The following is a 25,769-nucleotide window of genomic DNA, read 5'->3' on the forward strand; positions in this document are numbered from 1 at the left end:
CGCAAGGGCGTGAAGCAGGAATCGGTGACAGATTCGGTTTAGGCCGCGAGAGATTGCGGCTCGGTTAGCTTGGCTTCGAAGTCGATCGGCGTCAACCCGCCGAGGGTGTCCTGTGCTCGTTGGCGGTGATACTTCCGCTCGATCCAGACGACGATCGCGAGGCGCAGTTCCTGCCGGGTGGCCCACCGCTGCTGGTTGAGGACGTTCGTCTGCAGCAGCGACCAGAACGACTCCATGGCGGCGTTGTCTCCGGCGGCGCCGACGCGACCCATCGATCCGACCATGTCATGACGGCGCAGCTCGCGGGCCATCGCCCTGCTGCGGAACTGGCTGCCCCGGTCAGCGTGCAGGATGCACCCGGCGACCTCACCGCGACGAGAGACGGCGTTGCGGACGGCATCGACGGCGAGCTTCGCGGTCATCCGGTCGCTGATCGAGTAGCCGACGATGCGGTTGGAGAACACATCCTTGATCGCGCAGCAGTAAAGCTTGCCTTCGCTCGTCCGATGCTCCGTGATGTCCGTGAGCCACAGCCGGTTCGGGGCATCGGCGCGGAACACCCGCTGCACGTGATCGTCGAACACCGGCGGGCCGGTCTTCTTGCCCTTCCCACGTCGCCGGCGCTGCGCGGACGAGAGGATCCCGGCCTGCGAGCACAGCTTCCACGCCGTGCGCCGGCTCATCCGCCATCCCGCCCGGCGGGCTTCGTCGGCGAGGTATCAGTATCCGAACGTCGGGTCGTCGTGATGCGCGTCATGCAGCGCGTTGATCCGATACGCGCGGAGCATGTCCGCGTCCCTGACGGGATCGTTTCGCCACCGGTAGTAGGGCTGTCTTGCGAGCTTGAGGACCCGGCACGACACCGTCACGGGAATCCCCGCGTCGGCGAGCTCAGATACGAGCGGGTACGTCATTTTGGGGAGCCACCGAGTCTCAGGTTCGCCTGCGACAGATACGCCGCCGCTCGCCGGAGGACCTCGTTCTCCTGCTCGAGGAGGCGGATCCGCTTCTTCAGTTCACGTGCCTCGGCAGCGTCCGCGGCGGTCTGACCAGGACGGTTGCCTTCCTCGACGTCGGCCTGACGGAGCCAGTTCTGCAACGTCGCCTCGCTGATACCGAAGTCGGTCGCAACCTGCTTGATGGTGACGCCGCTCTCGCGGCTGCGAGCAACCGCGACAACGTCTTCGCGGAACTCTCTGGGATAGGGACCGGGCATGATGACATCCTTCCCGCCAGCGCCTCCCGGCACTAACGATCAGTTGTCACCGATTCGTTCCTCACGCCCGCTTGTCATGTCGACGTCCCCTGATGCTCAACCAGGTTGAACATCGATTACACGCCAAGCTCGAGGCTCAACAAACTCCCGGAACGTCACGCCGACACAGTCGTCTGATGTCCCCGTCGGACGATCGCCACGATAGCGGCCACGTCCGACGCGGGCGGTGAAAGATCCAGTGTTGACGGGCGCGGAGCAGGGTCGTATGGTGGTCCGTGAACGTTCACGGATCTTCGTGAGACGGACCAGTGAACGGGTTCATCCTGTTTGCAGAACCGGTCAGGCCGACCGGTCACTTCTTGTTGACGAAGGAGTCACGCATGTCGCGAAACAACCATTCCTGGCCCGCCGTTGCAGTGAGCCGGCGGCAGCTCTTGACGGGCGTCGGCGCCAGCGCTCTCGCTCTTGCTCTTACCCCGACGCTCGCATCCTGCACGGGCGGGACTGCGCCTTCCTCCTCGAAGGCAGGAGCCGCGAGCTTCGGATCGAATGCCTCGGATCCGACACCCAAGAACGCCTATGCAGCGTTCGTCGCTGCGTTCGAGAAGAAGTCGGGCGACACGGTCAAGGTGAACACCAGCGACCACAATTCCTTCCAGGAGAAGATCAACAATTACTTGCAGGGCAGCCCGGATGACGCGTTCACATGGTTCGCCGGCTATCGGATGCAGTATTTCGCGAAGAACGGGTTGCTCGGCGACGTCTCGGACGTGTGGTCGAGCGCCAGCAGCAACTACAGCTCGGCGATGAAGGACGCTTCGACGGCCGATGACGGCAAGCAGTATTTTGTGCCGAACTACAACTATCCGTGGGGCTTCTTCTACCGGAAGTCGGTATGGCAGGAGAAAGGGTACGAGGTCCCGACGAAGTGGGACGCCTTCATCGCATTGTGCAAGAAGATGCAGTCCGACGGTCTCATCCCGATCCAGTTCGCCGATAAGGATGGCTGGCCCGCGATGGGAACGTTCGACTACATCGACATGCGCTTGAACGGCTACCAGTTCCACAAGGATCTATGCGCACACAATGAGTCCTGGGACCAGCCGCGAGTGCAGAAGGTGTTCGACACGTGGAACGAGCTCCGCCCCTTCCAGGATCCGAGCGCGCTGGGCCTCACCTGGCAGGACGCCGCACAGAAGCTCGCCAACAAGCAGTCCGGCATGTATCTCCTCGGCTCGTTCATCACGCAGCAGTTCACCGACCCCGCCGTTGCCGGTGACATCGGGTTCTTCGAGTTCCCGGAGATCGCGATGGAGGGCCAGTCCGCACTCGAGGCGCCGATCGACGGCCTCTGCCTGTCAAAGAGGGGCGCGGACAGCCAGGCCGCCCGGGACCTTCTCGCGTTCATGGCGACCGGAGCCGGGCAGACCGCGTACTGGAAGGTCGACCCCTCCAACATCATGACCGCGAAGGACGCCGACACGTCCGCCTACAGCGATTTCACGAAGTCCCTGTCGTCGGTCATCGCCAAGGCGGGCCACATCAGCCAGTTCTTCGACCGCGACGCACTGCCCGCGATGGCCAGCAACGTGGTGATCCCTGCACTGCAGGAGTTCACCAAGTCCGGGACGATCAACCTCGCGAACATTGAGTCGCAGGCCAAGCAGCTCTACTCCCAGCAATGAGAGGACGGCGACGATGACCGCGACCTCCCCCGGTGCTGCCACCGTTGGCAGACCACAAGCACAGGTTCCGCCCGCTCGTCGGCGGCGCTTGCAACAGCTCACCCGTGGCGACAGGCTCGTTCTGGGCTTGATGATCGCCTTACCGACACTCGTCCAGGCCGTCCTGATCTGGATCCCCACCCTGGTGTCTGTGCTGCTGTCGTTCACCAAATGGAACGGACTTTCCCTCAACAACATCCGCTGGGCGGGACTGGACAACTACCAGTACGTGATACAGAACTATCCGCCGTTCTGGCCCGCCGTGTTGCACAACGTCGTCTGGTTGCTCTTCCTCGCCGTCGTCGGGACTCCGATCGGACTCTTGTTGGCTGTTCTGCTGGATCGTCAACTGAAAGGAAGCCGAATCTACCAGACGGTGTTCTTTATCCCGGTGATGCTCTCGCTCGCACTTGTCGGCGTGATCTGGCAGCTGTTCTACTCCCAAGACAGCGGCCTGCTGAACAACCTGCTCGGCACTGCGGGCACGTCGCGTGCGATCGATTGGTTCGGGGCTTCGAGTGTGAACCTCTGGGCGGCGCTGATCGCAGCCACGTGGCGCCATGCGGGCTACGTCATGATCCTCTACCTCGCCGGCCTGAAGGGTGTAGATCCCTCTCTTCGTGAGGCCGCGTCCCTCGATGGCGCCAACGCGGTGCAGACGTTCTTCCGCGTCGTGTTCCCCGTGATGCGGCCCACGAACATCATCGTGATCGTCATCACCATCATCGAGGCCCTACGCGCCTTCGACGTGGTATGGGTCATCAACGGCGGCACAAACGGACTCGAACTCCTCTCCGCGCTCGTCGTGCGCAACCTCGTGGGAGAGGGCCAGGTCATCGGAATCGGCTCGGCCCTCGCCGTGGTTCTGCTGTTGATCTCGCTCGTCCCCATCACCTTCTACCTTGTCCGCACGTTCGGGAAGGAAGCTCGAGAATGACTACCGCACCAACGAGTACCCGCGCCATCGTCACTGGCCAGGTCGGCACGCTCCGGAAAGACCCGCGCCAGCGGAACCTGGGCGCGTACGTGTTCCTCACCGTCATGGCGATCATGTGGCTCGTGCCCCTCGTGTGGACCCTGTACACCTCATTGCGCCCCTATGCCGACACCGCGAAACACGGATACTTCTCCTTCAGCGGAACGTTCGACATTCAGAACTACATCAATGCCTGGAATCAGGGTGGCTTCACGACCTATTTCACGAACTCCGTGATCTATACGGTCCCGACCGTGATCCTCACGCTGTTTCTGGCCTCCCTGATGGCGTTCGCGCTGAGCCGTTACTCCTGGCCCTTCAACCTGACGCTCCTCGTCATGTTCACAGCCGGCAATCTGCTGCCACCCCAGGTGCTCGCGACACCGCTGTTCGAGACCTTCCGCCTCCTGCAGCTGCCGTACTGGATGAGCGATTCAGGCACACTGCTCAACACCTATGTCAGCGTGATCGCCGTCAACACCGCGCTCCAGGTCGGCTTCTGCACATTCGTGCTATCCAACTACATGAAAGCGCTGCCCACGGAAATCTCTGAAGCCGCAAGAGTCGACGGCGCCGGAGTCTGGCGACACTACTGGTCGATCGTGATGCCTTTGAGCCGCCCAGCCCTCGCAGCGCTCGCGACCCTCGAAGTCATCTTTATCTACAACGATTTCTTCTGGCCGCTGATCTTCATCCAGAGCGGTAACCGTCTCCCTGTCACCACCGCGATCAACAACCTCAAAGGCGAATGGTTGACGAACTACAACCTGCTCGCCGCGGGCGCGATGATCACTGTCATACCAACCCTTGTCATCTATCTCGTCCTGCAACGCCAGTTCATCGCCGGGCTCACCCTGGGCGCCAACAAGGGATGACTCCGACGGACACCAAACCCTGACGACACGGCGACGGCGCGGATACGCCAGCCTCCCCGCCGTCGACACCAACCAAGATGTGTGCTCGTGTGCCCCCGGAGCGTCGCCGTGGCGGGGGCACACGAGTAATTGGGCGGCTACGTACGTGCCGTTCGGTCGTCAACGATGCCAGCACCTTTTTGACGTTCCTCAAGGCCATCACTTCTCGCTTCAACCCGGAAACCCTTCTGTGAACAACTCCGACTTTCTCACCAACACAGGCCCGTCCCAGGGGACGATCCCACCGCGGGCGCGATTCGAGTCCACCAGGTCTGAGCTGAGCCTGGACGGCATGTGGCGGTTTCGGCATCATGATTCGCCGTGGTCAGCTCCAGCTGATTTCGCATCGAAGGATCTGGACGATTCGGGCTGGCCGATCCTGCCTGTCCCGTCCACCTGGGTGCTCAACGGGTATGACGCTCCGGTCTACACGAACATCCGGTATCCGATCCCGGTCGATCCGCCGCACACGCCGGACGATAACCCACTGGGTGACTACCGTCTTCGTTTCGCGGCAGGTTCGGATTTCCGCAACGGTGCGATCCTCCGCTTCGACGGTGTCGACTCCGCCGCTGAGGTCTGGCTCAACGGCTCGCTACTGGGCAGCATTCGCGGCAGCCGGTTGTGCCACGAGTTCGACGTCAGCGCACTGCTCCGCAAGGACAACGTCCTCGCGGTGCGGGTGGCGCGATGGTCCTCAGCGACCTATCTCGAGGGGCAGGACATGTGGTGGCTGCCCGGGATCTTCCGCTCGGTGACGCTGCTCGCGGCACCTAACGAGGGCATCCGAGATCTGTTCGTTCATGCCGACTACGATGCCGATACCGGGACGGCGACGATCGTCATCGACTGTGAGACGTATGCGTCGACGGGCTCCGACGTCACTTTCGACATCCCGGATCTCGGGTTGAGCGGACTGGCTGTCGGTGAACGGCACCTGGTGGGCCAGGTTGATCCGTGGACGGCGGAGACCCCTCAGCTCTACCCCGTGATGGTGCATACCCCTGCGGAGACGGCGACCGTGCACGTGGGATTCCGGCGGGTAAGGATCTCCGACGGATTGCTGATGGTGAACGGTGCTGCCATACAGCTTCGAGGCGTGAACCGGCACGAGCACGACCCGTGGACCGGGCGAACGCTCGACCTGACCCGCGTCCGCGACGAACTCCGCCTGATGAAGCAGAACAACATCAACGCGGTGCGGACGAGTCACTATCCGCCTGACCCTCGGGTGCTCCCGCTGCTGGACGAGCTGGGCTTCTACGTGATCTTGGAGAACGACTACGAGACGCACGGCTTCGAGCACCCTGGCGTACAGGACCTCGGCGCGGCGAAGAATCCATCGGACGACCCCATCTGGCGCGAGGCTGCGATCGATCGGATCCGTCGAACCGTCGAGCGCGACAAGAACCATGCCAGTGTCATCATGTGGTCTCTCGGCAATGAATCAGGAGATGGCTCCAATCTGCGCGCCATGGCCGACTGGGTCCGAGCGCGCGACCGGTCCCGGCCCGTGCATTACGAAAGAGACTTCGACGCCGCATACACGGACATCAACTCGCGCATGTACGTCGACCCGGCGACCCTCGAAGCGTGGGGGCGATACGAGGAACCGGAACTCGCGGATCCTGTCGCAGATGCGCACCGTCGATCTCTTCCGTTCATCCTCTGCGAGTACGCCCATGCGATGGGCAACGGTCCCGGAGGGCTCCGCGAGTACGCGGCGTTGTTCGACAGGTATCCCCGTCTGCAGGGCGGTTTCGTCTGGGAGTGGCGCGAACACGGGATCGCTATCGGCCGCGGTGACACCGAGTACTTCGGATACGGCGGCGACTTCGGCGAACACGTGCATGACGGGACGTTCGTCGCGGACGGGCTCGTCGCCCCGGACGGTGCTCCTCGCCCTGCGCTTGCCGACCTGAAGAAGGTGTACGAGCCCATTCGGATCAGCATCGACGCCGACGCCACCACCGCCCAGATTCGCAACCGTCACGACGTGATCGATCTGCGCGACTTCACGTTCGAGTGGGCGGTCGTCGAGGACGAGCACGTCCGCGCCGCCGGCGAACTCGTCGTCGAGAACATCAGCCCCGGAGAGGAACGCGAACTTGCCATCCCGGCGAAGGCACGGGACGCATGGAGGGGAGCAGACGGCGACACCGTGTTCACGGTGCGCGCGGTCCTCGCGCATGACACCCGATGGGCGCCCGCAGCTCACGAGGTCGCATGGGGACAGATCGTCAAGGCCGCCGTCCCAGCCGATCAGCCACCTCGGGGCACTGCGCCTGGGGAAGAAGAAGCGCACAGCGTCGCCGGGATCGACTTCACCGCACGCGGTGCCCTGCGATCCATAGGGGCAGTGCCGATCGTCGGCCCTTCCCTGCTGCTGTGGCGTGCACCAACCGACAACGACCTCGGCTCCTTCGAAGGGCAACGCCCGGACGCGACCGTCTGGGAAGAAGCCGGACTCGAACATCTCCATACGCGCACGGTGTCGGTCGTGAGCGACGGCACGAGAACCCATGTGCGCCAACGTGTCGCGCCAGCAGCCACCACCCGCGGAGTCGACACGGACTTCGTCTGGACCGCGACGCCCCGCGGCGCCGATCTCGACTTCTCGGTCACCCCCATCGGAGGATGGCGAGAATGCGACTCCTGGCCGCGCGTCGGAATCGAGTTCGAACTGCCAAGCGACTTCGATGAAGTGATCTGGATGGGCGACGGCCCGGACCAGAGCTACCCCGACACCGGACAGGGGCAACGCGCCGGCTGGTGGCGATCGAACGTGGCCGCCCTGTCGACGGACTACCTGCGGCCGCAGGAGAACGGCGCACGCACATGCCGATCGTTCCTCACGATCTGCGATGGTCGACATGAGGTCACGATCCGCGGGAACTTCAGCTTTACGATCAGCCGAAACACCCGATCCGCGGTAGCCCAGGCAGAACACGACCACGAACTCGCAGCAGACGGCCCCGTCCACCTCATCATCGACTTCGCCCAGCGCGGCGTCGGCACGGCAGCCTGCGGACCCGGCGTCCTCGCCAAACACGAGCTCACACCCCGCGACGTCCACGGCGACATCCGCCTCGAGGTGCGCACGATCGCCGCGTCGGGCACGGACCGATGATCGCAATACTGACGAACGCGCAACGCTTCGCCAGGAGCGAGTGGCTGATGAATGGCGCAACCCCAGGGCCGGTTACGATCCAGGCGTCCGCACCGGGTTACGGGTCCGTGACTTTCCAGGACGTCATCCAGGTCTGGACCGGTCCGAACTACAACATCGGCTTCCTCAACAGCAACGTCAACTTGAACCGGCCTGGGATTCTCGGAGGGCGGTGTTAGGCGGCGAGCGGTTGCTCGACGTCGTGGGTTAGAGCGTAGTCGAGGTCTTCGAACTCGACGGGGGTGAGGTGTCCGATCGCGGAGTGCAGCCGTTCGTGGTTATACCAGTGCACCCAGGACGCGGTGGCCTGCTCAACCTGCCGCCACGACGTCCACGTGACCCTCTCGTGCTCGATGACCTCGGTTTTGAACAGGCCGATCGTGGACTCCATGAGCGCGTTGATGCTCCTATAGTTGTCAACCCATGATTTCGCCGGTTCTGGGGTCGGTCTTGACGAGGTGGTAGACCTCCCGGATCACGTAGCGCTTCAGGCAGCGGATGATGTCTCGCTTGCTTTTGCCTTCGGCGGTCCGTCGGGCAACGTAGGCGATCGTCGGCTCGTGGAACCGCATCCGGACGATCACAGTCCGGTAGATCGCGGCGTTCAGCTGCCGGTGTCCGCCGTGGTTGATCCGGTGCTTGCCGCTGGTCATCCCGGAGCCGGTCGGGATGGGACTGATACCGGCGAGCTTCGCGAACGCGGCTTCGCTTCTGATCCGCTCCGGGTTGTCACCGGCGACGATCAGGATTTCCGCGGCAGTGTCGACGCCGATGCCGAACTCATCGAGCAGGTGCGGGGCGCGCTGGAGCACGAGCTGCTCGATCTGCGCCTCGAGTTCCTTGATCTCGTCGTTCAAAGCGATCCACCGTTTCGCGATCGAGCGCAGCGCGTGACGGTTCGCGTCCTCGGGTGTCGCCAGCCCTCGAGGACGGAGCGCGGCGCAGTGCCGGGCGACCATCTTCTGTGTCTTCTTCGACATCTCCCGACGGAGGTCATCGGTGGCGTGCACGAGCATCGCCTTGAGCGTGATCATTGCCCCGGTGCGGTCCTTGACCGCGGTATCGTGCGCGACTTTCAGCTGTCGGATCATCTCGACGACGCCGTCCGCGGTCTTCGGGATCGCAGTCGCGAACCCGGCCAGCACAGCCCGGGCGGCGTTCTCCGCGTCGAGGGTGTCGGACTTCCCATTCAACCGGCGCAGCCGCCGGTCAGGCCGGCTGACCTCGATCACCTTGTGCCCGTGACGGCGGACGAACGAGGCGAGAGCGGCTCCGTAGGAACCCGTCCCCTCGATGCCGAACGCGATGATCTTCCCGAAGCCCGTCGCCCATTCCAGCAGCTGCCGGAACCCGGCCGTGTCGGTGGCGATGGTCAGCGTCGCGAGGATCCCGCCGACGGAGTCCATCACTGCGGCGACGTGGATGTGCTTGTGCGTGTCCACGCCGATCACGACGTGTCCGGAACGGACGGTCTCGATATCGGTCATGTGTGCTGTCTCCTTCACCGGTTAGCGTGGTGTCACGCTGTCGCCGGCGGGTGGACAAGACTGTCATGGGGACGCGTTGTCGAGACTGCTCCAGGCTCCTATCAGGTCACGCCCGATCCGGCGGCAGCGGTTACTGCGCGCCCGGCCGGAGGCTCGACAGATCAACGCCAAGGCACCCTGCGGGCCAATCGTAAGCAAGGGTCAGAACGCTCCAGCCGGGACTACCCCATCCTCGCGAGATCGGGCAGAAACAGACTGACAGTCGTATCAAGGTTGAGCGAGCACCGCGAAGCGGAGCGAGACGAAACCCTCTCAAAAGGCAAGGGTCTGACGCCGTATGACGGCGCCGGGCCCTTCGTCGTCCCGGCGTCGATAGGGTCGAAGAGTGACCACCGCTTGCCGCACCGCACTGCATGCACTGCCGCTCGAACAGCTCCGTCGCCGCTCCAGCACCAAGTGGCGGACCTACCCCGAGGACGTCCTGCCGCTGTTCGTGGCGGAGACCGACTTCCCGCTCGCAGAGGCGATCACGGCGCGGCTGCGCGAGGCCCTCGAGCTGGGCGACACCGGGTACACCCCGCCGGATCCCGGACTCCGCACCGCGTTCGCCGCCTATGCGCAGCGCCATTTCGGGTGGACCGTGCACCCGGATCGCATCCGCTCCACCTGCGACGTGATGATGGGGGTCGTCGAGATCCTGCGCGCCGTGATCGCGCCCGGGGACCGCGTGGTCGTGGCGCCTCCCGTGTACCCGCCGTTCTTCGACTGCGTGGAGGAGGCGGGAGGCGTCGTGGAGCGCGTCCCGCTCATCGACGTCGACGGATCCTGGATCCTGGACCTGGCCGGGATCGAGCGCGCGCTGGCCGGCGGAGCCCGCGCCGTGCTGCTGTGCAACCCGCACAACCCCACGGGCACCGTGCACAGCCGTTCCGCGCTGGCGCAGCTGGCGGAGATCGCCGCCGCCCACGGCGCGGTCGTGGTGAGCGACGAGATCCACGCGCCCCTGGTGCACCCCGGTGTCGAGTACACCCCGTTCCTCGCGGCGTCGCCCCGGGCGACGGAGGTCGGCTACGCGGTGACCAGCGCGAGCAAGGCGTACAACCTCGCCGGCCTCAAGTGCGCGGTCATGGTGACGGCGAGCGAGGAGACCGCGGCGGTCGTCCGCGCGCTCCCGCCGGAGGTCGAATGGCGCACCGGCCTGTTCGGCGCGCTGGCGGCCGTGGCTGCGTGGGACCCGGCGAGCGACTCCTGGCTGGAGGCCCTGCGGGTGGCGCTGGACGACAACCGGCGGCTGCTCGGGCGGCTGCTCGCGGAGCATCTGCCCGAGGCGCGCTACCGTCTGCCCGACGCGGGGTACCTCGCCTGGGTCGACCTGCGCGACCTCGGCTGGGGAGACGACCCCGCGGACCGGATCCTGCGCGAGGCGCGCGTCGCCGTGAACCGCGGGCACACCTTCGGCGACGAAGGCAGGGGGCACGTGCGCATCAACCTGGGCTGCTCCCCGGACGTGCTCACCGAGGCGGTGCTCCGCATCGCCGCGCTGGTGCGCCGGTGACCTCGCCGGCCGCCGCAGCGACGATCTGGGACCGGCACCGGCTCGGCATCACGGTCGGCTCCGTGGTGCTCATCCTCCTCGGCGCGATCGAAGCGCTCGCGGTGACGACGGTCATGCCCCTCGTCGCCGCGGATCTGCACGGCGAAGCGCTGTACGCCGTGGCGTTCGCCGGGACCCTCGCGACCGGGGTTATCGGGATGGTCGCCAGTGGCGCATGGAGCGACCGTGCCGGCCCTCGTGCTCCGCTGTACACGGCCGTGGTGCTGTTCATCGCCGGGCTGGTGATCGCGGGAGCGGCGACCGACATGTACGCACTGGTGCTCGGGCGGCTGATCCAGGGGCTGGGCGGTGGTGCGCAGACCGTGGCCCTCTACGTCGTCGTGGCGCGGGTCTACCCGTCCGCGCTGCTCGGGCGGATCTTCGCGGCGTTCGCCGCGGCCTGGGTCGTCCCGTCCATGATCGGGCCGTTCCTCGCCGGCGCGGTGGCGCAGTACCTGCACTGGCGCTGGACCTTCCTGGGCGTCGCGGCGCTGAACGTGATCGCGTTCCTGCTGGTCGTCGTGCGACTGCGCGACGTCGACCTGCGCGCACACCCCGACGGCAGCACCGCTGCGGAGGCGGCCGCGTCCGGCGGCCGGTTCGGCGTGCGGATCCTGCTCTCCGTCGTCGTCGCGGTCGCGGCCGTCGCGGTGGGATTCGCCTCCGATGCCGCCCCGGCGATCGGCTGGCCGATCGCGATCGCGGCGACCGCGGCGATCGCTCTCGCCATCCGGCCGCTGTTCCCCGCCGGCGCCCTGCGCGCCGCTCCGGGGCTGCCGAGCGTCGTGCTGCTGCGCGGGCTCCTGGCCGGCGGGTTCTTCGCCGCGGAGGCGTACGTGCCGCGCATGCTCATGGAGCGGTTCGACTTCAGCCCCACGATCGCCGGACTCGCGCTCACGGCCGCGGCCCTCGCCTGGTCAGGGGCGTCCGCGGTGCAGGGCCGCTACGGCGAGCGACTGGGCAGCCGCCGCATGGTCGTGATCAGCGCGGCGCTGCTGCTCGTGGCGTTCCTCGGCCTCATCGTCGTCGCGGTGACGCGCTCGGCGCCCTGGAGCGTGGTCGTGCTGTGGGGGATCGCCGGAAGCGGCATCGGGCTGCTCTACCCGCGGCTGAACGTGCTCACGCTCGCTTACTCCACGCCGGCGGATGAGGGCTTCAACTCCTCGGCGCTCTCGATCTCGGATTCGACCGGATCCGCGGTTGCGATCGCCTTCGCCGGGCTCATGTTCGTGAGTGCGCCGATCGCCGGATCCGGATTCCCCGCGGTGTTCGCGGTCGCAGCGACGGCCGTGGTGATCGGGCTGGTGCCCGGGGCGCGCATCGGCGACGGGCCCCGGAGAGACGCGACAGGTCCTGCCGTCAGCGGCCGGCCGTCGACCGGGCAACCCCACGACTGATCAGGGCGATGCCCGTCTCGAACACCGCGGCATCCCGGGCGGTTTCGTCCAGCGTGCCGGCCGTGCTGGCGGCGCCGTAGCTCTCTCCGTGCATGCGCTGCTGCATCAGCGTTGTGTGACCGAGCACGAACTGGAGCACGGCGGTGGCCGCGAGCTCGCCGTCCTCCTGGTGCGACGGCAGAGCCTGCCGGAGCACGTCGAGGGCGCGGGAAGGCCCCGGGCGCAGCGCCGCGGAGCTCATCACGACCTCCGCTCCGTCGCGGTGGGCGAGGAGCGCATCACGGACGGCACGGGCGGCATCGATCAGCTCCGCGCCGTCGACCGGGTCGGGGATGCGCGCCATGATGCGGTCCGAGACGGCGGCGATCAGGTCCTGCTTGCTGTCGAAGTGCCAGTAGAGGGCACTCGCCTGCACCTCGAGCTCGGCCGCCAGGCGGCGCATGGTCAGATCGGGCAGGCCGTAACGGTCCAGCAGTTCGAGGGCGACGCCGATGATGTGCTCGCGGTCGTGTCTTCCGGTGCGCGCGGGAGTCATGGTCTGACTATACTGAACGACGTTCAGGTGAACAGTGTTCAGGTGAACAGCTCGGCAGCGGCGGACCGCCGCGACACGATCCGACAGCACAACCGAGGAGACCTCCATGACGACGACCGGCCGCCCCTGGGGCTCCGACGCCGCCCGTATCGCCGTGTTCGCGGCGCTGATCATCGCGCTCGGTCTGGTGATCGTGCCGCTGCCCGGGGGAGTGCCCATCACCGGGCAGACCCTCGGCGTGATGCTCGCCGGCCTCGTCCTCGGTCCGCGCCTCGCGCCGCTGTCGGTCCTCGCCGTGCTCGCTCTGGCCGCCGCCGGTCTTCCGGTGCTCGCGGGAGGCCGCGGGGGACTGGGCGTGTTCGTCGGGCCCAGTGCGGGCTACCTGATCGGCTGGGTCGCCGGCGTGATCGTGATCGGGCTGATCGCCGGCTCGCGACGGCTCACCTGGTGGCGCGCCGGGCTCGCCGCAGTGCTCGGCGGCATCGCCACGGTGTACGTCTTCGGCGTCCCCGTGCAGGCCCTCGTGACCGGTGTACCCCTCGGCCCCACCGCCCTGTCGAGCCTGATCTTCCTGCCGGGAGACCTGATCAAGGCGGTCGCGGCGACCGCGCTCTGCGTCGCGCTGCAGCGGGCCTACCCGCGCGCGTTCCCGCGGACGGAGCTCCGTGTCGCCTGACATCGAGCTGCGCTCGGTCACCCTTCGGGCGGAGGGCCGCACGATCCTCGACGACGTGTCGCTGCGGCTCACGGCGCGCAGGACCGCCGTGATCGGCGCGAACGGATCCGGCAAGTCGAGCCTGGTCCGGCTGCTGAACGGACTCCGCGTCGCGACCTCCGGAGCCGTGCGGGTCGGAGGCCTGGATCCGGCTCGCGACGTGCGGGAGGTGCGGCGGCGCGTGGGCTTCGTGTTCGCGGATCCCGAGGCGCAGATCCTGATGCCGACGCCGGCCGAGGATCTCGCCCTCTCCCTGCGCGGCCTGTCGGAACGGGAGCGTGCCGCGCGTGTGGACGCCGCGCTCGCGCTCTGCGGGCTCGACGCGCTCCGCGACGCGCCCACGGCGGAACTGTCCGGCGGAGAGAAGCAGCTGCTCGCGCTCGCCTCGGTGCTGATCGGCCGACCGGAGCTGATCGTCGCCGACGAGCCGACCACGCGCCTCGACCTGCGCAACAGCCGGCGCATCGGCGATGCCCTGGTGGAGGAGCTCGAGGTCCCGCTCGTGCTGGTGACCCACGACCTCGACCTCGCCCGGCGATGCGACGAGGCGGTGCTCATCGACGGCGGACGGGTGCAGGCTCAGGGCGCCCCGGACGACGTGATCGCCTCCTACCTGCAACTGTGCGCGTGAGGCGGTTCGCGTGATCTCCCTGTACCGTCCCGGCTCGGGCTTCCTGCACCGGACGCCTGCCGGCGTGAAGCTCGCGGTGCTGGCGGCGGTCGCGCTCGCGCTGTCGTTCGTCCCGGCGCACGCCGTCATGATCGCGCCGATCCTCACGGGCGTGGTCGTGGCGAGCCTGCTCTTCCCGCTCGGGGGGTTCGGCGTGCGGGAACTGGGGGCCGCATGGTGGCGCCTGCGCTGGCTGATCCTCGTGCTCGGCGTCGCGCTGGGCGTCTTCGTCGGCGTTCCGGCGGCGGTCGTGAACACCGGCCGCCTCGTGGTGCTCCTGCTGCTGGCGGAGCTGCTCACCCGGACGACGGCGACGAGCGCGCTGATGGCGCTGATCGTGCGGCTGCTGCGACCGCTGCGGCGCATCGGCGTCGACGCGGACGCGGTCGGGCTGGTGCTGTCGCTCACCCTGACCATGGTCCCGGTGATCGGCGGGTTCGTGCGGGCCGTCCGCGAGGCGCAGGACGCCCGCGGCGTGCGGCTGGGCCTGCGCGCGGCGCTGCCCCTCCTGGTGCGCACGATGCGTCACGCCGACGCCGTGGGGGAGGCGCTGGCCGCCCGCGGCCTCGCCGGCTGAGCGCTGCCGGATCTGCGGACGGCACGCGCCTGCACCGGCCGGGTCGGCGGCCTCCCGGGCGCGCCGCCTATACTGGGAGGCTGGCCATCCGGCCGCTCACCCCCTTCTGAAGAACGGACGTCCGCTGTGCTCGCCGTGCACGACCTCGAGATCCGCGTGGGAGCGCGTCTCCTCATGGAGAACGTGTCCTTCCGCGTCGCCGACGGCGACAAGATCGGGCTGGTCGGCCGCAACGGCGCCGGCAAGACGACGCTCACGAAGGTGCTGGCCGGCGACCTCATCCCGTCGGACGGCAAGGTGGAGCGCAGCGGCGAGCTCGGCTACCTTCCTCAGGACCCGCGCTCGGGCGATCCCGAGATGCTGGCGCGCACCCGCATCCTCGACGCTCGCGGACTCGGATCCCTCACTCTCCGCATCCGCGAGGCCTCGGAGGCCATGGGGTCCGACGACCCGGCGGTCGCGGAGAAGGCCATGCGGCAGTTCGGAAACCTCACCGAGCGCTTCGAGACGCTCGGCGGCTACGCTGCCGAGGCCGAGGCCGCGTCGATCGCGCACAACCTCTCGCTGCCGGACCGCATCCTCGACCAGCCGCTGAAGACGCTGTCGGGCGGACAGCGCCGCCGCATCGAGCTCGCCCGGATCCTGTTCTCCGACGCCGAGACGATGATCCTGGACGAGCCCACCAACCACCTCGACGCCGACAGCGTGGTGTGGCTGCGCGAGTTCCTCAAGGGGTACAAAGGCGGCCTCATCGTGATCAGCCACGACGTGGAGCTCGTCGGGGAGACCGTCAACCGGGTCTTCTACCTCGACGCGAACCGCCAGGTCATCGACATCTACAACATGAACTGGAAGAACTACCTGCGCCAGCGGGTGGCAGACGAGGAGCGGCGCAAGAAGGAGCGCGCGAACGCCGAGAAGAAGGCGACCACGCTGCAGCAGCAGGCCGCCCGCTTCGGCGCGAAGGCGACCAAGGCCGCCGCCGCGCACCAGATGATGGCGCGCGCCGAGAAGCTCCTCTCCGGGCTTGAGGAGGTGCGCCAGGTCGACCGGGTCGCCAAGCTGCGGTTCCCGAAGCCGGCGCCCTGCGGCAAGACGCCGCTCATGGCGTCCGGGCTGTCAAAGTCCTACGGCTCGCTGGAGATCTTCACCGACGTGGACCTGGCGATCGACCGCGGCTCCAAGGTGGTCGTGCTGGGCCTGAACGGCGCCGGCAAGACCACGCTGCTGCGCATCCTCGCCGGCGTCGACCAGCCCGACACCGGGCAGCTCGAGCCCGGACACGGCCTCAAGGTCGGCTATTACGCCCAGGAGCATGAGAACCTCGACGTGAGCCGGTCGGTCCTGGAGAACATGATGTCCTCCGCTCCCGACCTCAACGAGACCGAGGCGCGCAAGGTCCTCGGATCCTTCCTCTTCACCGGGGACGACGTGCACAAGCCTGCGGGCGTGCTCTCCGGCGGGGAGAAGACGCGGCTGTCGCTCGCGACGCTCGTGGTGTCCTCCGCGAACATGCTGCTGCTGGACGAGCCCACGAACAACCTCGACCCCGCGTCGCGCGAGGAGATCCTCGGCGCGCTCGCGCACTACGAGGGCGCGGTCGTGCTCGTCTCGCACGACCCGGGCGCCGTGGAGTCGCTGAACCCCGAGCGTGTGCTGATCCTGCCCGACGGCGTCGAGGACATCTGGTCGAAGGAGTACCAGGAGCTCATCGAGCTCGCCTGACTCGGTTCGGGACCGATCGCGCCGGGCTCAGCGCTGCTCGACGGCGTCGAGCAGCGCGTCCTCATCGTCCATGTCGCGATCGCGGCGGCGCCGCGGACCGCGAGGTGCGCGGCCGGCGGCCTCATCGCGGTGCTTCACGATCTCGGTGCGGATGACGTAGCCGATGAAGATGAAGCCCATGATCGCGAACAGGATCCACTGGATCGCGTAGGAGAGGAACGGCCCCGGATCGTCCGAGGGCGCCTCGAACGCGTGCGGCCGCGAGGACGGTGCGGGGGACTCGCTCACCAGCTCGCCGTACGCGCCCGTGTCGACGGCCGCGCCGTCGCCGGTCTTCTCGGCCACGAGGGGCAGGTTGATGCTCGGCACCTGTCCCTCGGGGGCGCCGCGGCCGGACGGAGGCAGCGGCTCGCCGGGCCGCAGCCGGGCGATCACGGTGGCGTCGCCGGCCGGCGGGGCCGGGATCGAGGTCGGCACGTCGGAGCCTTCGCCGGCGACGACCCAGCCGCGGTTCACGACGAAGACGCGGCCGTCATCGGTGCGGAAGGGTACGAGCACCTCGAAGGCGCTCGTGCCGCCGTGCGGTCGGTTGCGCACCAGGAGCTGCCCGCCCGCGTCATAGCGTCCGTGCAGGGTCACCGGATGCCATTGCGCCGACGCGGGGAGCTTCCCGCCTCGGGCCAGCAGATCGTCGAGCGGCACCGGCTCGGCGTCGTAGTTGCGCTGCACGAGCTCGAGCTGCGTCTGCCGTCCCTCGTTGCGGGAGAACTGCCAGTTCGACAGGTACGCGCACACGACGGCGAACACGATCGCCACGGCGAGATAGGCGCTCCAGCGGAGCAGACGCTGCCGCATCATTCCCGCTCGCCCTCGCCGACGGCGGCGTCGATCCTCGCCGGGAAGTCGCGGGCGCGCAGGTAGTCGTACAGGAAGCGCAGATGCTCAGGGCAGGCGAGCCAGACCTTCTCACGCTCGGGCCCGTGGATGCGCGGATTCCGCCAGACGATCCGGTTCGTGGCTGCCGCACGGCAACCCGCCCGGGAGCATTTCAGCTCCCGTTCGGGCGCGTTCATGATCGCGGCTCTGCGGGGCGCGCCGGCGTCTCCGCGACCGTGATCACCTGCGGATCGCGCGGTGCCTCGTCCTGCTGCCCGGCAGGCGACTCGAGCTCGATGAGCGGCGATTCGACGCCCGTGGGGACGGAGTCGTCACCCGCGTTGGCGAACACCACGGCGATGTAGGGCAGCACCGCGGCGGCGATCGCGAAGACCCACGTCCACCAGCCCATCGGCTGCACGGTGAAGACGAGGATGAAGCAGATCGTGCGGATCCCCATGGTGATCGCGTAATGGCGCACGCGGTCTCGTGCCTCGTCGCGCGGGGCGCGCGGCAGGGAGGTCACGGCGGCGTCGGGAGTCCTTTTCACGATGACTCCAGCCTACGCCGCCGCGACCCGGCGATCGTCGCAGAGGACGACTCAGTAGCTGCTTCCCTGCGAGATGCCGTAGACGATGAGCAGCAGGAAGCCGATGCCGATGACGAGGTTAAGGACCGCGCCCACGTAGCCCAGGATGACGCCGGTCAGGGCGATGCCCTTCCCGCCGAGTGCCGGGTCCCGCTTGATCCTCCCGAGGGCCAGGTGGCCCGTGATGATCGCCGTCACCGCGGCGAGGAACGGCAGCACGATGTAGGCGAGCCAGAACAGCACCACTCCCGCGATGCCGCAGATGAGCGCAGCGATGGCGAGGCCGTTCGACTTCAGCGGCACGGGGTACGGCGGGGCGTAGGGCTGTCCGTACGATGGTGCGCCGTAGCCCGGCGCGGCCGGCGCGGCACCGGGGTAGCCCTGGGACTGCGGCGCGGAACCGGGGTAGCCGGGCTGCTGAGGCGCGGCTCCCGGGTAGGAGGGTGCAGGCGGCTGCTGCGGCGCGGCGCCCGGATAGGAGGGCTGCGGCGGCACGGCGGCTCCCGGGTACGTGGGCGGCTGCTGCGGGGCCACCGGGCCGCCCGGGTATGCGGGCTGCTGCCCCTGGGGCGGGATCCCGCCGTTGTCGTTGCTCATGCGCTTCCTCCTGGTTCACCACACAGATTTCCGCGTGGCCAGGGCCGTGTCAATTCCTGACGCCCTGTCCGGTCGCTAGGCTTGCGTGCCGTACACCTCGATTCTTGGGAGTCCCGCATGAGCACTGATCGCGTCGTCCTGGTCACCGGCGGCAACCGTGGCATCGGCCGCGCCATCGCCGAGCGCTTCGTGCGGGACGGCTACCGGGTCGCCGTCACCGCCCGCAGCGGCGAGGGGCCGGAAGGGACGCTGACGGTCCGTGCCGACGTCACCGACGCGGCCGCCGTCGACGCGGCGTTCACCGAGGTCGAGCAGAAGCTCGGTCCCGTCGAGATCGTGGTCGCGAACGCGGGCATCACCAAGGACACGCTCCTGCTCCGGATGTCCGAGGAGGATTTCGACAGCGTCGTGTCCACCAACCTCGGCGGCTCCTTCCGCGTCGTCAAGCGCGCTTCCAAGGGCATGCTCAAGGCCCGCTTCGGCCGGGTGATCCTCATCTCCAGCGTCGTCGGTCTCTACGGCTCCGCCGGGCAGATCAACTATGCGGCCTCCAAGAGCGCGCTCGTCGGATTCGCACGATCGCTCACCCGCGAGCTGGGCGCGCGCGGGATCACGGCGAACGTCGTCGCGCCCGGCTTCATCGAGACCGACATGACCGCGGAGCTCTCCGAGGACACTCAGAAGCAGTACAAGGCGAGCATCCCGGCGGGGCGGTTCGCCTCGCCCGACGAGGTCGCGGGCGTCGTCACCTGGCTGGCTTCCGACGACGCCGCGTACATCTCCGGCGCTGTCATCCCCGTCGACGGCGGTCTCGGCATGGGCCATTGACCCGGCCCACCGCCGTGGGGTGGTAGCGCCGCCGCCCGCGCAGGACCGCCGATTCGGTGACCGTCGGCGCGGCCCCGCGCGGCGCGGTCAGCGCACCGCGGCGGCGAGCAGCTCGGCGAGGCGGTCCGGCACGGAGAACTGCGGCCAGTGCCCGGATCCGATGCGGATCACCTCGACGTCGTCGAGGGCCTCGTACTCGTCCTTGTAGGGGCCCCAGTGCGAGAGCGCCTCCTCGAACTCCGGACGCTCGACCGATCCCATCAACAGGGTCACCGGCACCGCATAGCGGCGCTCGTCGTGCAGCGAGATCGGATCCGTCGGCACGTGCGCAGGCACGCTGTGCGCGGAGGCCGCCGCGGATGCGCGCGTCGCTGCGTCGAGATCGCGCACCTCGTCCTCGGGGAAGAAGTCCCATCCGGGGAAGGGGACGACCCCGTCGACGACGTCGAACTCGCTGATGCCCACGCCGTCCGCCGGAGGCGCGGAATCGACGAAGATCGCGCGGTGCACGCGATCCGGACGCGCATCGACGGCGCCCCAGATGACGTTGCCGCCACCCGAGTGCCCGACGAGGACGACTTCTCCGGACGCGTCGTCGATGGCGGCGACGACGGCATCGACCCAGTCCTGCAGGTGGATGTCTGCCGAGTCGGGTGCGGGGACGCCGACACCGGGCATGGTGAGGGGCTGCGGATCATGGCCCGTGGCACGGAGCGGTTCGAGCACGGGCGCCCAGGAATCGGCATCGAGCCACAGTCCGGGAACAAGGATGAGCTTCATGGCACCACGCTAAGCCGGGCCGCCGACATCCGGCACTGGGGCCTACTCCTCGGCGACCCGCGCCGCCCGCCCGGGGGCGTCAGGGCAGCAGCGGGATGACCTGCGCGAGATCGACCGGGCCGACCACGAGCGACGCCGCCGCGCGCACGGCGGGCTTGGCGTTGAACGCGATCCCGAGACCGGCGGTGGCCATCATCTGCAGGTCGTTGGCCCCGTCGCCGATCGCGATCGTGGCGTGCGGGGGGACGCCGAGCTCCGCCGCCCACTCCCTGAGGGATGCCGCCTTGGCCGCCGCGTCCACGATCTCGCCGTCGACACGGCCGCTGAGGGCGCCGTCGGTCACCTCGAGGCGGTTCGCGCGCCAGCGGTCGACGCCCAGGGCGGGCGCCACGGCGTCCAGGATCTCGTGGAACCCGCCGGAGACCACGCCGACGACGCCACCGCGCTCATGCACCGCGGCGGTCAGCTCCTGCACGCCCGGGGTGGGCTCGATGCGGCTGCGCACCCGCGCGAACGCCGTGGCGGGAACGCCCGCGAGGGCCGCGACCCGGGAGCGCAGGCTCGTGGCGAAGTCGACTTCGCCGCGCATGGCCGCCTCGGTGGCCGCCTGCACCTCCGCTCGCCGGCCGGCCTCGTCGGCGAGGAGCTCGATCACCTCGTTGCGGATGAGCGTGGAATCGGCATCGAGGACGACGAGGAAGCGCGCAGATGTCACCCGATGAGCGTAGCGGCCGAGGCCGTGGATCCCCGCCGGTGTGACGGCCGCGGGGCGGCCGGCTCAGCGTTCGATGCGCACGCCCTTGCCGACCACCGTCAACCCGGTCTCCGTGATCGTGAAACCGCGCTCCAGGTCGCGTTCGCGGTCCACTCCGACGGTGGCGCCGTCGAGCAGAACCACGTTCTTGTCGAGGATCGCGCGATGCACGCGGGCGCCCTGCCCCACCCGCACGCCGTCGAACAGCACGGAGTCGGTGATGGTCGAGCCTCCCGCGGCCAGCGTCCACGGCCCGACGACGCTGCGTTCCAGATGCGTGCCGGACAGCACGGATCCCAGCGACACGATCGAGTCGATCGCGTTGCCGATCCGTCCCACCGAGTCGCGCACGAACTTCGCCGGCGGCGAGTTGACCGCCTGCGAGTGGATCGGCCACTCCATGTTGTAGAGGTTGAAGATCGGCAGGGTCGAGATGAGATCCATGTGCGCGTCGAAGAACGACTCGATCGTGCCCACATCCCGCCAGTACGAGCGGTCGCGGGGCGAGGATCCCGGCACCTCGTTCTGCTTCATGTCATAGAAGCCCGCCTCGCCGCGCTCCACGAAGTAGGGGACGATGTCGCCGCCCATGTCGTGGTTCGAGCCGGCGAGCTCGCCGTCCGCCTCCACGGCCTCGATGAGGGCGTCCGCGTCGAAGACGTAGTTGCCCATGGACGCGAGCACCTCGTGCGGCGAGTCGGGCAGGCCCGTCGGGTCCGACGGCTTCTCGAGGAACTGGTGGATGCGGCCGGAGTCCCCCTCGGCGACGTCGATGACGCCGAACTGCGAGGCGAGGGCGAGTGGCTGGCGGATGCCGGCGACGGTGGCGCGCGCGCCGGAGGCGATGTGCGCGTCGATCATCTGCCGGAAGTCCATGCGGTACACGTGGTCGGCGCCGATGACGACGACGATGTCCGGCTTCTCGTCGTTGATGAGGTTCAGGCTTTGCAGGATGGCGTCCGCGGAGCCCGAGAACCACCGCTTGCCGAGACGCTGCTGTGCCGGGACCGAGGCGACGTAGGAGTCGAGCAGGGCCGACATCCGCCACGTCTGGGAGATGTGGCGGTCCAGGCTGTGCGACTTGTACTGCGTCAGCACCACGACCTGTCTGAGACCGGAATTGATGAGGTTGGAGATGGCGAAATCGATCAGGCGGTACTGGCCGCCGAAAGGCACCGCGGGCTTGGCCCGGTCGGCCGTCAGAGGCATGAGTCGCTTCCCCTCGCCGCCGGCGAGGATGATCCCGAAAACCTTCTTTGGTGCGGACATGCGTCCACCATAGAGGCAGGCGGTCGCCGTGTACTACCTTCATGACATGCGCGTCGACGTCATCACCAAGGAATACCCGCCGGAGATCTACGGAGGCGCCGGCGTCCACGTCGCAGAACTCGTGAAAGCGCTGCGCGAGAGCATCGATGTGCAGGTGCGCGCCTTCGGTGCGGACCGTGACGAACCGGGTGTGACGGCCTATCGGACGCCTGCCGAGCTCGCTGGCGCCAACGCCGCCCTGCAGACCCTCGGCACGGATCTCGACATGGTTCCGGACGTCGCCGGAGCCGACGTGGTGCACAGCCACACCTGGTACGCGAACTTCGCGGGGCACATCGCCGCGCAGCTGCACGGCATCCCGCATGTGCTGACCGCGCACAGCCTCGAGCCGCTGCGTCCGTGGAAGGCGGAGCAGCTCGGCGGCGGCTATGCCGTGTCCAGCGGCATCGAGCGGCTCGCCTATGAGAACGCGGCGGCGATCATCGCGGTGAGCGGCGGCATGCGCAACGACATCCTCCGTGCCTACCCCCAGGTGGATCCCGCGAAGGTGCGGGTCATCTACAACGGCATCGACGTCGACGCCTGGCATCCCGTCGACGACCCGGGGGTCCTCGCGAAGCACGGCATCGACCCGTCGCGCCCCTCCGTCGTGTTCGTCGGCCGGATCACCCGGCAGAAGGGCCTGCCGTACTTCCTGCGGGCCGCGGTCAAGCTGCCGCCCGAGGTGCAGCTCGTGCTCTGTGCCGGGGCGCCCGACACTCCGGAGATCATGGACGAGGTGCGCGGCCTGGTGTCCGACCTCACCGCGACCCGCACGGGCGTCGTCTGGATCGAGGAGTTCCTCCCGCGCCACGAGCTCTCCGCGATCCTGACGGCCGCGACCACCTTCGTCTGCCCCTCCGTCTACGAGCCGCTGGGGATCGTGAACCTCGAGGCCATGGCCTGCGGCACCGCCGTCGTCGGCACGGCGACGGGCGGCATCCCGGAGGTCGTCGTCGACGGCGTGACTGGCCGGCTGGTGCCGATCGAGCAGGTGCAGGACGGCACGGGCACCCCTGTGGACCCGGAGCGCTTCGCGTCGGATCTGGCCGCGGTGCTCACCGAGGTCGTCTCGGATCCGGAGCGCGCGAAGGCCTACGGCGAGGCCGGTCGTCAGCGCGCGGCGGACGAGTTCAGCTGGGCCGCGATCGCCGACACGACCCGGGCGCTCTACGAGGAGCTCACGGCCTGACCGATAGGCTGAAGGCATGTCTGCCGTCCTCGAATTCTCGGATGTCGTGGTGCGCCGCGACGGCCGCAACATCGTCGATCACCTCTCCTGGACCGTCGCGGACGACCAGCGCTGGGTCGTGCTCGGACCGAACGGCGCAGGCAAGACGACGCTGCTGCAGCTCGCCGACACGCTGATGCACCCGACGCAGGGTCGCGTCGACGTGCTGGGGGAGACCCTCGGCCGTACGGACGTGTTCGAGATCCGCCCGCGCATCGGCTTCGCCTCCTCCGCGATGGCCCGTCGGATCCCCGCGGACGAGACCGTGCTGAACACCGTGATGACGGCGGCGTACTCGGTGATGGGGCGCTGGAACGAGTCGTACGAGTCGCTCGACGAGCGCCGCGCGACGCGCGTGCTGGAGCAGTGGCACCTGGAGCACCTGTCCGAGCGCCACTTCGGCACGCTGAGCGACGGCGAGCAGAAGCGCGTGCAGATCGCCCGTGCGGTGATGACGGATCCGGAGCTCCTGCTGCTGGACGAGCCGAGCGCGAGCCTCGACCTCGGCGCCCGGGAGGAGCTGCTGGGCCTGCTCAGCGGGTTCGCCCAGTCCCCGACGACGCCCGCCATGGTCATGGTGACGCACCACGTGGAGGAGATCCCCGTGGGCTTCACGCACGTGCTGCTGCTCCGCGAGGGGCGGATCGTGGCCGCCGGCCCGATCGAGCAGACCCTCACCGCCGAGGCGCTGAGCGAGACGTTCGGCATGCCGATCGCCCTGGACCGGGTCGACGGCCGGTTCGCGGCGCGCGCCGCGTCCTGACCCCTGCCGCGCTCGCGCCCCGCTGCGAGCGCGGGATCGGCGTCAAGGAGTGCTAGAATCGACCCTTGGTGCGTTCTGCACCGCAGACTTCCCTCGCCCCTGGCACAATCCAGGGCACCACGTAAGGAATCCCATGAAGACTGACATCCACCCCGAGTACCAGGCCGTCGTGTTCCGCGACCTCGGCACCGGAGACACGTTCCTGACCCGCTCGACGGTGACCAGCGACAAGACGATCGAGCTCGACGGCGTGGAGTACCCCGTCATCGACGTCGAGATCTCCTCCGCCTCGCACCCGTTCTACACGGGCAAGCAGCGCATCATGGACTCGGCCGGTCGCGTCGAGAAGTTCAACCAGCGCTTCAAGAACTTCGGCGGTTCCTCCAAGTAATCGCTTCCTCGAAGGCCCCGCTCCGGCGGGGCCTTCGTCGTGTCCGGGGCGACCGGGGGCATGGATCCGCCGGATGAACGCCAGCCGTCACCACGTCGCGGCAGGGGAGTCCTGACGGGCAGGGTCCCCGTCGCGCACCGGCCAGCGGCCGTCCAGGCGATCGGTCGGGTCGATCCGGCCGATCCGCACGAAGTAGTCGGTGAGGCTCGCTGCCTGCGCCCTCGCCCAGGCGATCTGACGCGTGTGCAGCTCCGCAGCGCTCGGCGGCAGCGGGAAGCGCTGCGCGAGGGCCTGCGCCACGCGCCCTGCCGCGACGGCGTCGGCGGAGGCGTCGTGCGCGCCGACGAGATCGACGCGGTAGTGCGCCGCGACGATCTCGAGTGTGCGCTTGCCGGGACGGTAGCGGTCGTATGCCTTGTCGATGACGAGCGGATCGATCACCGGTGCCGGATTCTCCAGCGGGGCGATGCGGTGGCGCCGCGCCTCGTGCGCGAGCAGGGAGAAGTCGAACGCGGCGTTGTACGCGACGAGCGGCACGCCCTGGTCGAGCAGCGACCGCAGTGCGGCCACGACGCCGGCGACCACCTGCGCCGCGGGCGCGCCGTCACGGTGCGCGCGCTCGGATGTGATGCCATGGATCGCGGTGGCGCCGGCGGGGATCGGGATCCCGGGGTCGGCGAGCCAGGTGCGCGCCGCGATCTCGGCCCCGTGGTGGTCGAGGACGCCGACGTGCGCGGTGACGATCCGGTCGCGCGTGACGTCGATCCCGGTGGTCTCCAGGTCGAAGACTCCGACGCGGGTCAGCCAGGGCGGCAGCGGCGGCGGAGTCATGACGCCCACCGTAGGGCGGGGCCCGGACATCGCGGCGACGGCGCGCGGCGGTGCCGCGACCCCGCGGCGGCGGGTACCGGGCGCTCGGGGGACGGGGCCCGCGCGCCGCCGCCCGTAGACTC

The 25,769-nt window shown here is 68.5% G+C and carries 25 protein-coding genes and 1 pseudogene; 14 read left to right on the top strand and 12 right to left on the bottom strand.

All coding sequences use genetic code 11. The annotated features are described in order from the left end of the window. Positions 1 to 38: 38 nt before the first annotated feature. Positions 39 to 1,216 (bottom strand): annotated as a pseudogene (locus ACYQ1L_RS09320) (IS3 family transposase). 308 nt (positions 1,217 to 1,524) lie between these two features. Here ACYQ1L_RS09320 and ACYQ1L_RS09325 point away from each other — a divergent pair. The 4 genes from ACYQ1L_RS09325 to ACYQ1L_RS09340 all read left to right on the top strand — a co-directional run bounded on the left by ACYQ1L_RS09325 (position 1,525) and on the right by ACYQ1L_RS09340 (position 7,960). Beyond that, positions 1,525 to 2,901, top strand: a complete 1,377-nt coding sequence (locus ACYQ1L_RS09325) for an ABC transporter substrate-binding protein (RefSeq protein WP_460003903.1) — start codon at positions 1,525 to 1,527, stop codon at positions 2,899 to 2,901. A gap of 13 nt (positions 2,902 to 2,914) precedes the next feature. Then, entirely contained in the window at positions 2,915 to 3,877 is a 963-nt protein-coding gene (locus tag ACYQ1L_RS09330) for a carbohydrate ABC transporter permease (RefSeq protein ID WP_460003904.1), read from the top strand. Then, a complete protein-coding gene (locus ACYQ1L_RS09335; RefSeq protein ID WP_460003905.1) occupies positions 3,874 to 4,791 on the top strand; it encodes a carbohydrate ABC transporter permease in 918 nt (305 codons plus the stop codon). Before ACYQ1L_RS09330 ends, ACYQ1L_RS09335 begins: the two co-directional genes overlap by 4 nt. A gap of 229 nt (positions 4,792 to 5,020) precedes the next feature. Further along, positions 5,021 to 7,960 (top strand): glycoside hydrolase family 2 TIM barrel-domain containing protein, encoded by a 2,940-nt coding sequence (locus ACYQ1L_RS09340; protein WP_460003906.1) that lies wholly within the window; start codon positions 5,021 to 5,023, stop codon positions 7,958 to 7,960. Between the two features lie 214 nt (positions 7,961 to 8,174). On the opposite strand, the gene ACYQ1L_RS09345 is transcribed toward ACYQ1L_RS09340, so the two are convergent. Beyond that, positions 8,175 to 8,390, bottom strand: a complete 216-nt coding sequence (locus ACYQ1L_RS09345) for an integrase core domain-containing protein (protein ID WP_460003907.1) — start codon at positions 8,388 to 8,390, stop codon at positions 8,175 to 8,177. A gap of 25 nt (positions 8,391 to 8,415) precedes the next feature. After that, the gene (locus tag ACYQ1L_RS09350; protein WP_460003908.1) at positions 8,416 to 9,486 is read right to left on the bottom strand and encodes an IS110 family RNA-guided transposase; all 1,071 of its coding nucleotides are present in this window, start codon (positions 9,484 to 9,486) and stop codon (positions 8,416 to 8,418) included. 385 nt (positions 9,487 to 9,871) lie between these two features. Here ACYQ1L_RS09350 and ACYQ1L_RS09355 point away from each other — a divergent pair, with 385 nt between their 5' ends. Both ACYQ1L_RS09355 and ACYQ1L_RS09360 read left to right on the top strand, forming a co-directional pair. After that, positions 9,872 to 11,041 carry a MalY/PatB family protein gene (locus ACYQ1L_RS09355; RefSeq protein ID WP_460003909.1) on the top strand — a complete coding sequence of 390 codons (1,170 nt, stop codon included), beginning with the start codon at positions 9,872 to 9,874 and terminating at the stop codon, positions 11,039 to 11,041. Continuing rightward, positions 11,038 to 12,477 carry an MFS transporter gene (locus ACYQ1L_RS09360; protein ID WP_460003910.1) on the top strand — a complete coding sequence of 480 codons (1,440 nt, stop codon included), beginning with the start codon at positions 11,038 to 11,040 and terminating at the stop codon, positions 12,475 to 12,477. Before ACYQ1L_RS09355 ends, ACYQ1L_RS09360 begins: the two co-directional genes overlap by 4 nt. Here ACYQ1L_RS09360 and ACYQ1L_RS09365 read toward each other — a convergent pair. Further along, complete coding sequence (locus tag ACYQ1L_RS09365; RefSeq protein ID WP_460003911.1) at positions 12,440 to 13,012, bottom strand: TetR family transcriptional regulator; 573 nt, start codon at positions 13,010 to 13,012, stop codon at positions 12,440 to 12,442. The two genes, ACYQ1L_RS09360 and ACYQ1L_RS09365, sit on opposite strands and share 38 nt — an antisense overlap. 106 nt (positions 13,013 to 13,118) lie before the next feature. On the opposite strand from ACYQ1L_RS09365, the gene ACYQ1L_RS09370 reads away from it, so the two are divergent. The 4 genes from ACYQ1L_RS09370 (at position 13,119) to abc-f (ending at position 16,699) form a co-directional block, all read left to right on the top strand. After that, positions 13,119 to 13,688 (top strand): biotin transporter BioY, encoded by a 570-nt coding sequence (locus ACYQ1L_RS09370; protein ID WP_460003912.1) that lies wholly within the window; start codon positions 13,119 to 13,121, stop codon positions 13,686 to 13,688. Further along, positions 13,678 to 14,358, top strand: coding sequence for an energy-coupling factor ABC transporter ATP-binding protein (locus ACYQ1L_RS09375; protein ID WP_460003913.1), 681 nt, complete (start codon positions 13,678 to 13,680; stop codon positions 14,356 to 14,358). The genes ACYQ1L_RS09370 and ACYQ1L_RS09375 overlap by 11 nt, the downstream gene beginning before the upstream one ends. A gap of 10 nt (positions 14,359 to 14,368) precedes the next feature. Continuing rightward, positions 14,369 to 14,974 (top strand): CbiQ family ECF transporter T component, encoded by a 606-nt coding sequence (locus ACYQ1L_RS09380; RefSeq protein ID WP_460003914.1) that lies wholly within the window; start codon positions 14,369 to 14,371, stop codon positions 14,972 to 14,974. A gap of 126 nt (positions 14,975 to 15,100) precedes the next feature. Continuing rightward, entirely contained in the window at positions 15,101 to 16,699 is a 1,599-nt protein-coding gene (gene abc-f, locus ACYQ1L_RS09385) for a ribosomal protection-like ABC-F family protein (protein ID WP_159575916.1), read from the top strand. A gap of 27 nt (positions 16,700 to 16,726) precedes the next feature. Here abc-f and ACYQ1L_RS09390 read toward each other — a convergent pair whose 3' ends face one another. From ACYQ1L_RS09390 to ACYQ1L_RS09405, 4 genes are read right to left on the bottom strand one after another with little or no spacing between them, the layout of a single operon-like run. Beyond that, positions 16,727 to 17,557: an SURF1 family cytochrome oxidase biogenesis protein gene (locus ACYQ1L_RS09390; protein ID WP_460003915.1), complete on the bottom strand. Its 831-nt coding sequence runs from the start codon at positions 17,555 to 17,557 to the stop codon at positions 16,727 to 16,729. Beyond that, positions 17,554 to 17,772 (bottom strand): hypothetical protein, encoded by a 219-nt coding sequence (locus ACYQ1L_RS09395; RefSeq protein ID WP_460003916.1) that lies wholly within the window; start codon positions 17,770 to 17,772, stop codon positions 17,554 to 17,556. The genes ACYQ1L_RS09390 and ACYQ1L_RS09395 overlap by 4 nt, the downstream gene beginning before the upstream one ends. Next, positions 17,769 to 18,125 carry a DUF3099 domain-containing protein gene (locus tag ACYQ1L_RS09400; protein WP_460003917.1) on the bottom strand — a complete coding sequence of 119 codons (357 nt, stop codon included), beginning with the start codon at positions 18,123 to 18,125 and terminating at the stop codon, positions 17,769 to 17,771. The genes ACYQ1L_RS09395 and ACYQ1L_RS09400 overlap by 4 nt, the downstream gene beginning before the upstream one ends. 51 nt (positions 18,126 to 18,176) lie before the next feature. Further along, entirely contained in the window at positions 18,177 to 18,761 is a 585-nt protein-coding gene (locus ACYQ1L_RS09405; RefSeq protein ID WP_460003918.1) for a DUF4190 domain-containing protein, read from the bottom strand. A gap of 117 nt (positions 18,762 to 18,878) precedes the next feature. Here ACYQ1L_RS09405 and fabG point away from each other — a divergent pair, with 117 nt between their 5' ends. Then, on the top strand, positions 18,879 to 19,589 hold the full coding sequence (fabG, locus tag ACYQ1L_RS09410; RefSeq protein WP_460003919.1) for a 3-oxoacyl-ACP reductase FabG: 711 nt from the start codon (positions 18,879 to 18,881) through the stop codon (positions 19,587 to 19,589). 87 nt (positions 19,590 to 19,676) lie between these two features. Here the strand turns inward: fabG and ACYQ1L_RS09415 are convergent, their stop codons facing one another. The 3 genes from ACYQ1L_RS09415 to ACYQ1L_RS09425 form a co-directional block, all read right to left on the bottom strand. Continuing rightward, positions 19,677 to 20,369, bottom strand: a complete 693-nt coding sequence (locus ACYQ1L_RS09415; protein ID WP_460003920.1) for an alpha/beta fold hydrolase — start codon at positions 20,367 to 20,369, stop codon at positions 19,677 to 19,679. Between the two features lie 79 nt (positions 20,370 to 20,448). Then, positions 20,449 to 21,084 (bottom strand): phosphoserine phosphatase SerB, encoded by a 636-nt coding sequence (serB, locus tag ACYQ1L_RS09420; RefSeq protein WP_460003921.1) that lies wholly within the window; start codon positions 21,082 to 21,084, stop codon positions 20,449 to 20,451. A 63-nt stretch (positions 21,085 to 21,147) separates the two neighbouring features. Further along, complete coding sequence (locus tag ACYQ1L_RS09425) at positions 21,148 to 22,392, bottom strand: glucose-1-phosphate adenylyltransferase (RefSeq protein WP_460003922.1); 1,245 nt, start codon at positions 22,390 to 22,392, stop codon at positions 21,148 to 21,150. Positions 22,393 to 22,438: 46 nt separating this feature from the next. Between ACYQ1L_RS09425 and glgA the strand changes: the two genes are divergently transcribed. From glgA to ACYQ1L_RS09440, 3 genes are all read left to right on the top strand, one after another. Then, positions 22,439 to 23,623 (top strand): glycogen synthase, encoded by a 1,185-nt coding sequence (gene glgA, locus ACYQ1L_RS09430; protein ID WP_460003923.1) that lies wholly within the window; start codon positions 22,439 to 22,441, stop codon positions 23,621 to 23,623. 16 nt (positions 23,624 to 23,639) lie between these two features. Then, complete coding sequence (locus tag ACYQ1L_RS09435) at positions 23,640 to 24,425, top strand: ABC transporter ATP-binding protein (protein WP_460003924.1); 786 nt, start codon at positions 23,640 to 23,642, stop codon at positions 24,423 to 24,425. A 133-nt stretch (positions 24,426 to 24,558) separates the two neighbouring features. Next, complete coding sequence (locus ACYQ1L_RS09440; protein WP_159575906.1) at positions 24,559 to 24,816, top strand: type B 50S ribosomal protein L31; 258 nt, start codon at positions 24,559 to 24,561, stop codon at positions 24,814 to 24,816. An 87-nt stretch (positions 24,817 to 24,903) separates the two neighbouring features. Here the strand turns inward: ACYQ1L_RS09440 and ACYQ1L_RS09445 are convergent, their stop codons facing one another. Beyond that, positions 24,904 to 25,647, bottom strand: a complete 744-nt coding sequence (locus ACYQ1L_RS09445; protein WP_460003925.1) for an exonuclease domain-containing protein — start codon at positions 25,645 to 25,647, stop codon at positions 24,904 to 24,906. Between the last annotated feature and the right edge of the window lie 122 nt (positions 25,648 to 25,769).

The organism is Microbacterium xylanilyticum (assembly GCF_054654695.1).

Excerpts from the sequence above, each read along its gene's own strand:
- ACYQ1L_RS09435 (WP_460003924.1), top strand. The coding sequence starts at position 23,640 with ATGTCTGCCGTCCTCGAATTCTCGGATGTCGTGGTGCGCCGCGACGGC.
- ACYQ1L_RS09370 (WP_460003912.1), top strand. The coding sequence starts at position 13,119 with ATGACGACGACCGGCCGCCCCTGGGGCTCCGACGCCGCCCGTATCGCC.
- fabG (WP_460003919.1), top strand. The coding sequence starts at position 18,879 with ATGAGCACTGATCGCGTCGTCCTGGTCACCGGCGGCAACCGTGGCATC.
- ACYQ1L_RS09345 (WP_460003907.1), bottom strand. The coding sequence starts at position 8,390 with ATGGAGTCCACGATCGGCCTGTTCAAAACCGAGGTCATCGAGCACGAG.
- ACYQ1L_RS09350 (WP_460003908.1), bottom strand. The coding sequence starts at position 9,486 with ATGACCGATATCGAGACCGTCCGTTCCGGACACGTCGTGATCGGCGTG.
- ACYQ1L_RS09365 (WP_460003911.1), bottom strand. The coding sequence starts at position 13,012 with ATGACTCCCGCGCGCACCGGAAGACACGACCGCGAGCACATCATCGGC.
- ACYQ1L_RS09330 (WP_460003904.1), top strand. The coding sequence starts at position 2,915 with ATGACCGCGACCTCCCCCGGTGCTGCCACCGTTGGCAGACCACAAGCA.
- ACYQ1L_RS09415 (WP_460003920.1), bottom strand. The coding sequence starts at position 20,369 with ATGAAGCTCATCCTTGTTCCCGGACTGTGGCTCGATGCCGATTCCTGG.
- ACYQ1L_RS09395 (WP_460003916.1), bottom strand. The coding sequence starts at position 17,772 with ATGAACGCGCCCGAACGGGAGCTGAAATGCTCCCGGGCGGGTTGCCGT.
- ACYQ1L_RS09390 (WP_460003915.1), bottom strand. The coding sequence starts at position 17,557 with ATGATGCGGCAGCGTCTGCTCCGCTGGAGCGCCTATCTCGCCGTGGCG.
- ACYQ1L_RS09445 (WP_460003925.1), bottom strand. The coding sequence starts at position 25,647 with ATGACTCCGCCGCCGCTGCCGCCCTGGCTGACCCGCGTCGGAGTCTTC.
- ACYQ1L_RS09425 (WP_460003922.1), bottom strand. The coding sequence starts at position 22,392 with ATGTCCGCACCAAAGAAGGTTTTCGGGATCATCCTCGCCGGCGGCGAG.
- glgA (WP_460003923.1), top strand. The coding sequence starts at position 22,439 with ATGCGCGTCGACGTCATCACCAAGGAATACCCGCCGGAGATCTACGGA.
- ACYQ1L_RS09335 (WP_460003905.1), top strand. The coding sequence starts at position 3,874 with ATGACTACCGCACCAACGAGTACCCGCGCCATCGTCACTGGCCAGGTC.
- ACYQ1L_RS09405 (WP_460003918.1), bottom strand. The coding sequence starts at position 18,761 with ATGAGCAACGACAACGGCGGGATCCCGCCCCAGGGGCAGCAGCCCGCA.
- ACYQ1L_RS09440 (WP_159575906.1), top strand. The coding sequence starts at position 24,559 with ATGAAGACTGACATCCACCCCGAGTACCAGGCCGTCGTGTTCCGCGAC.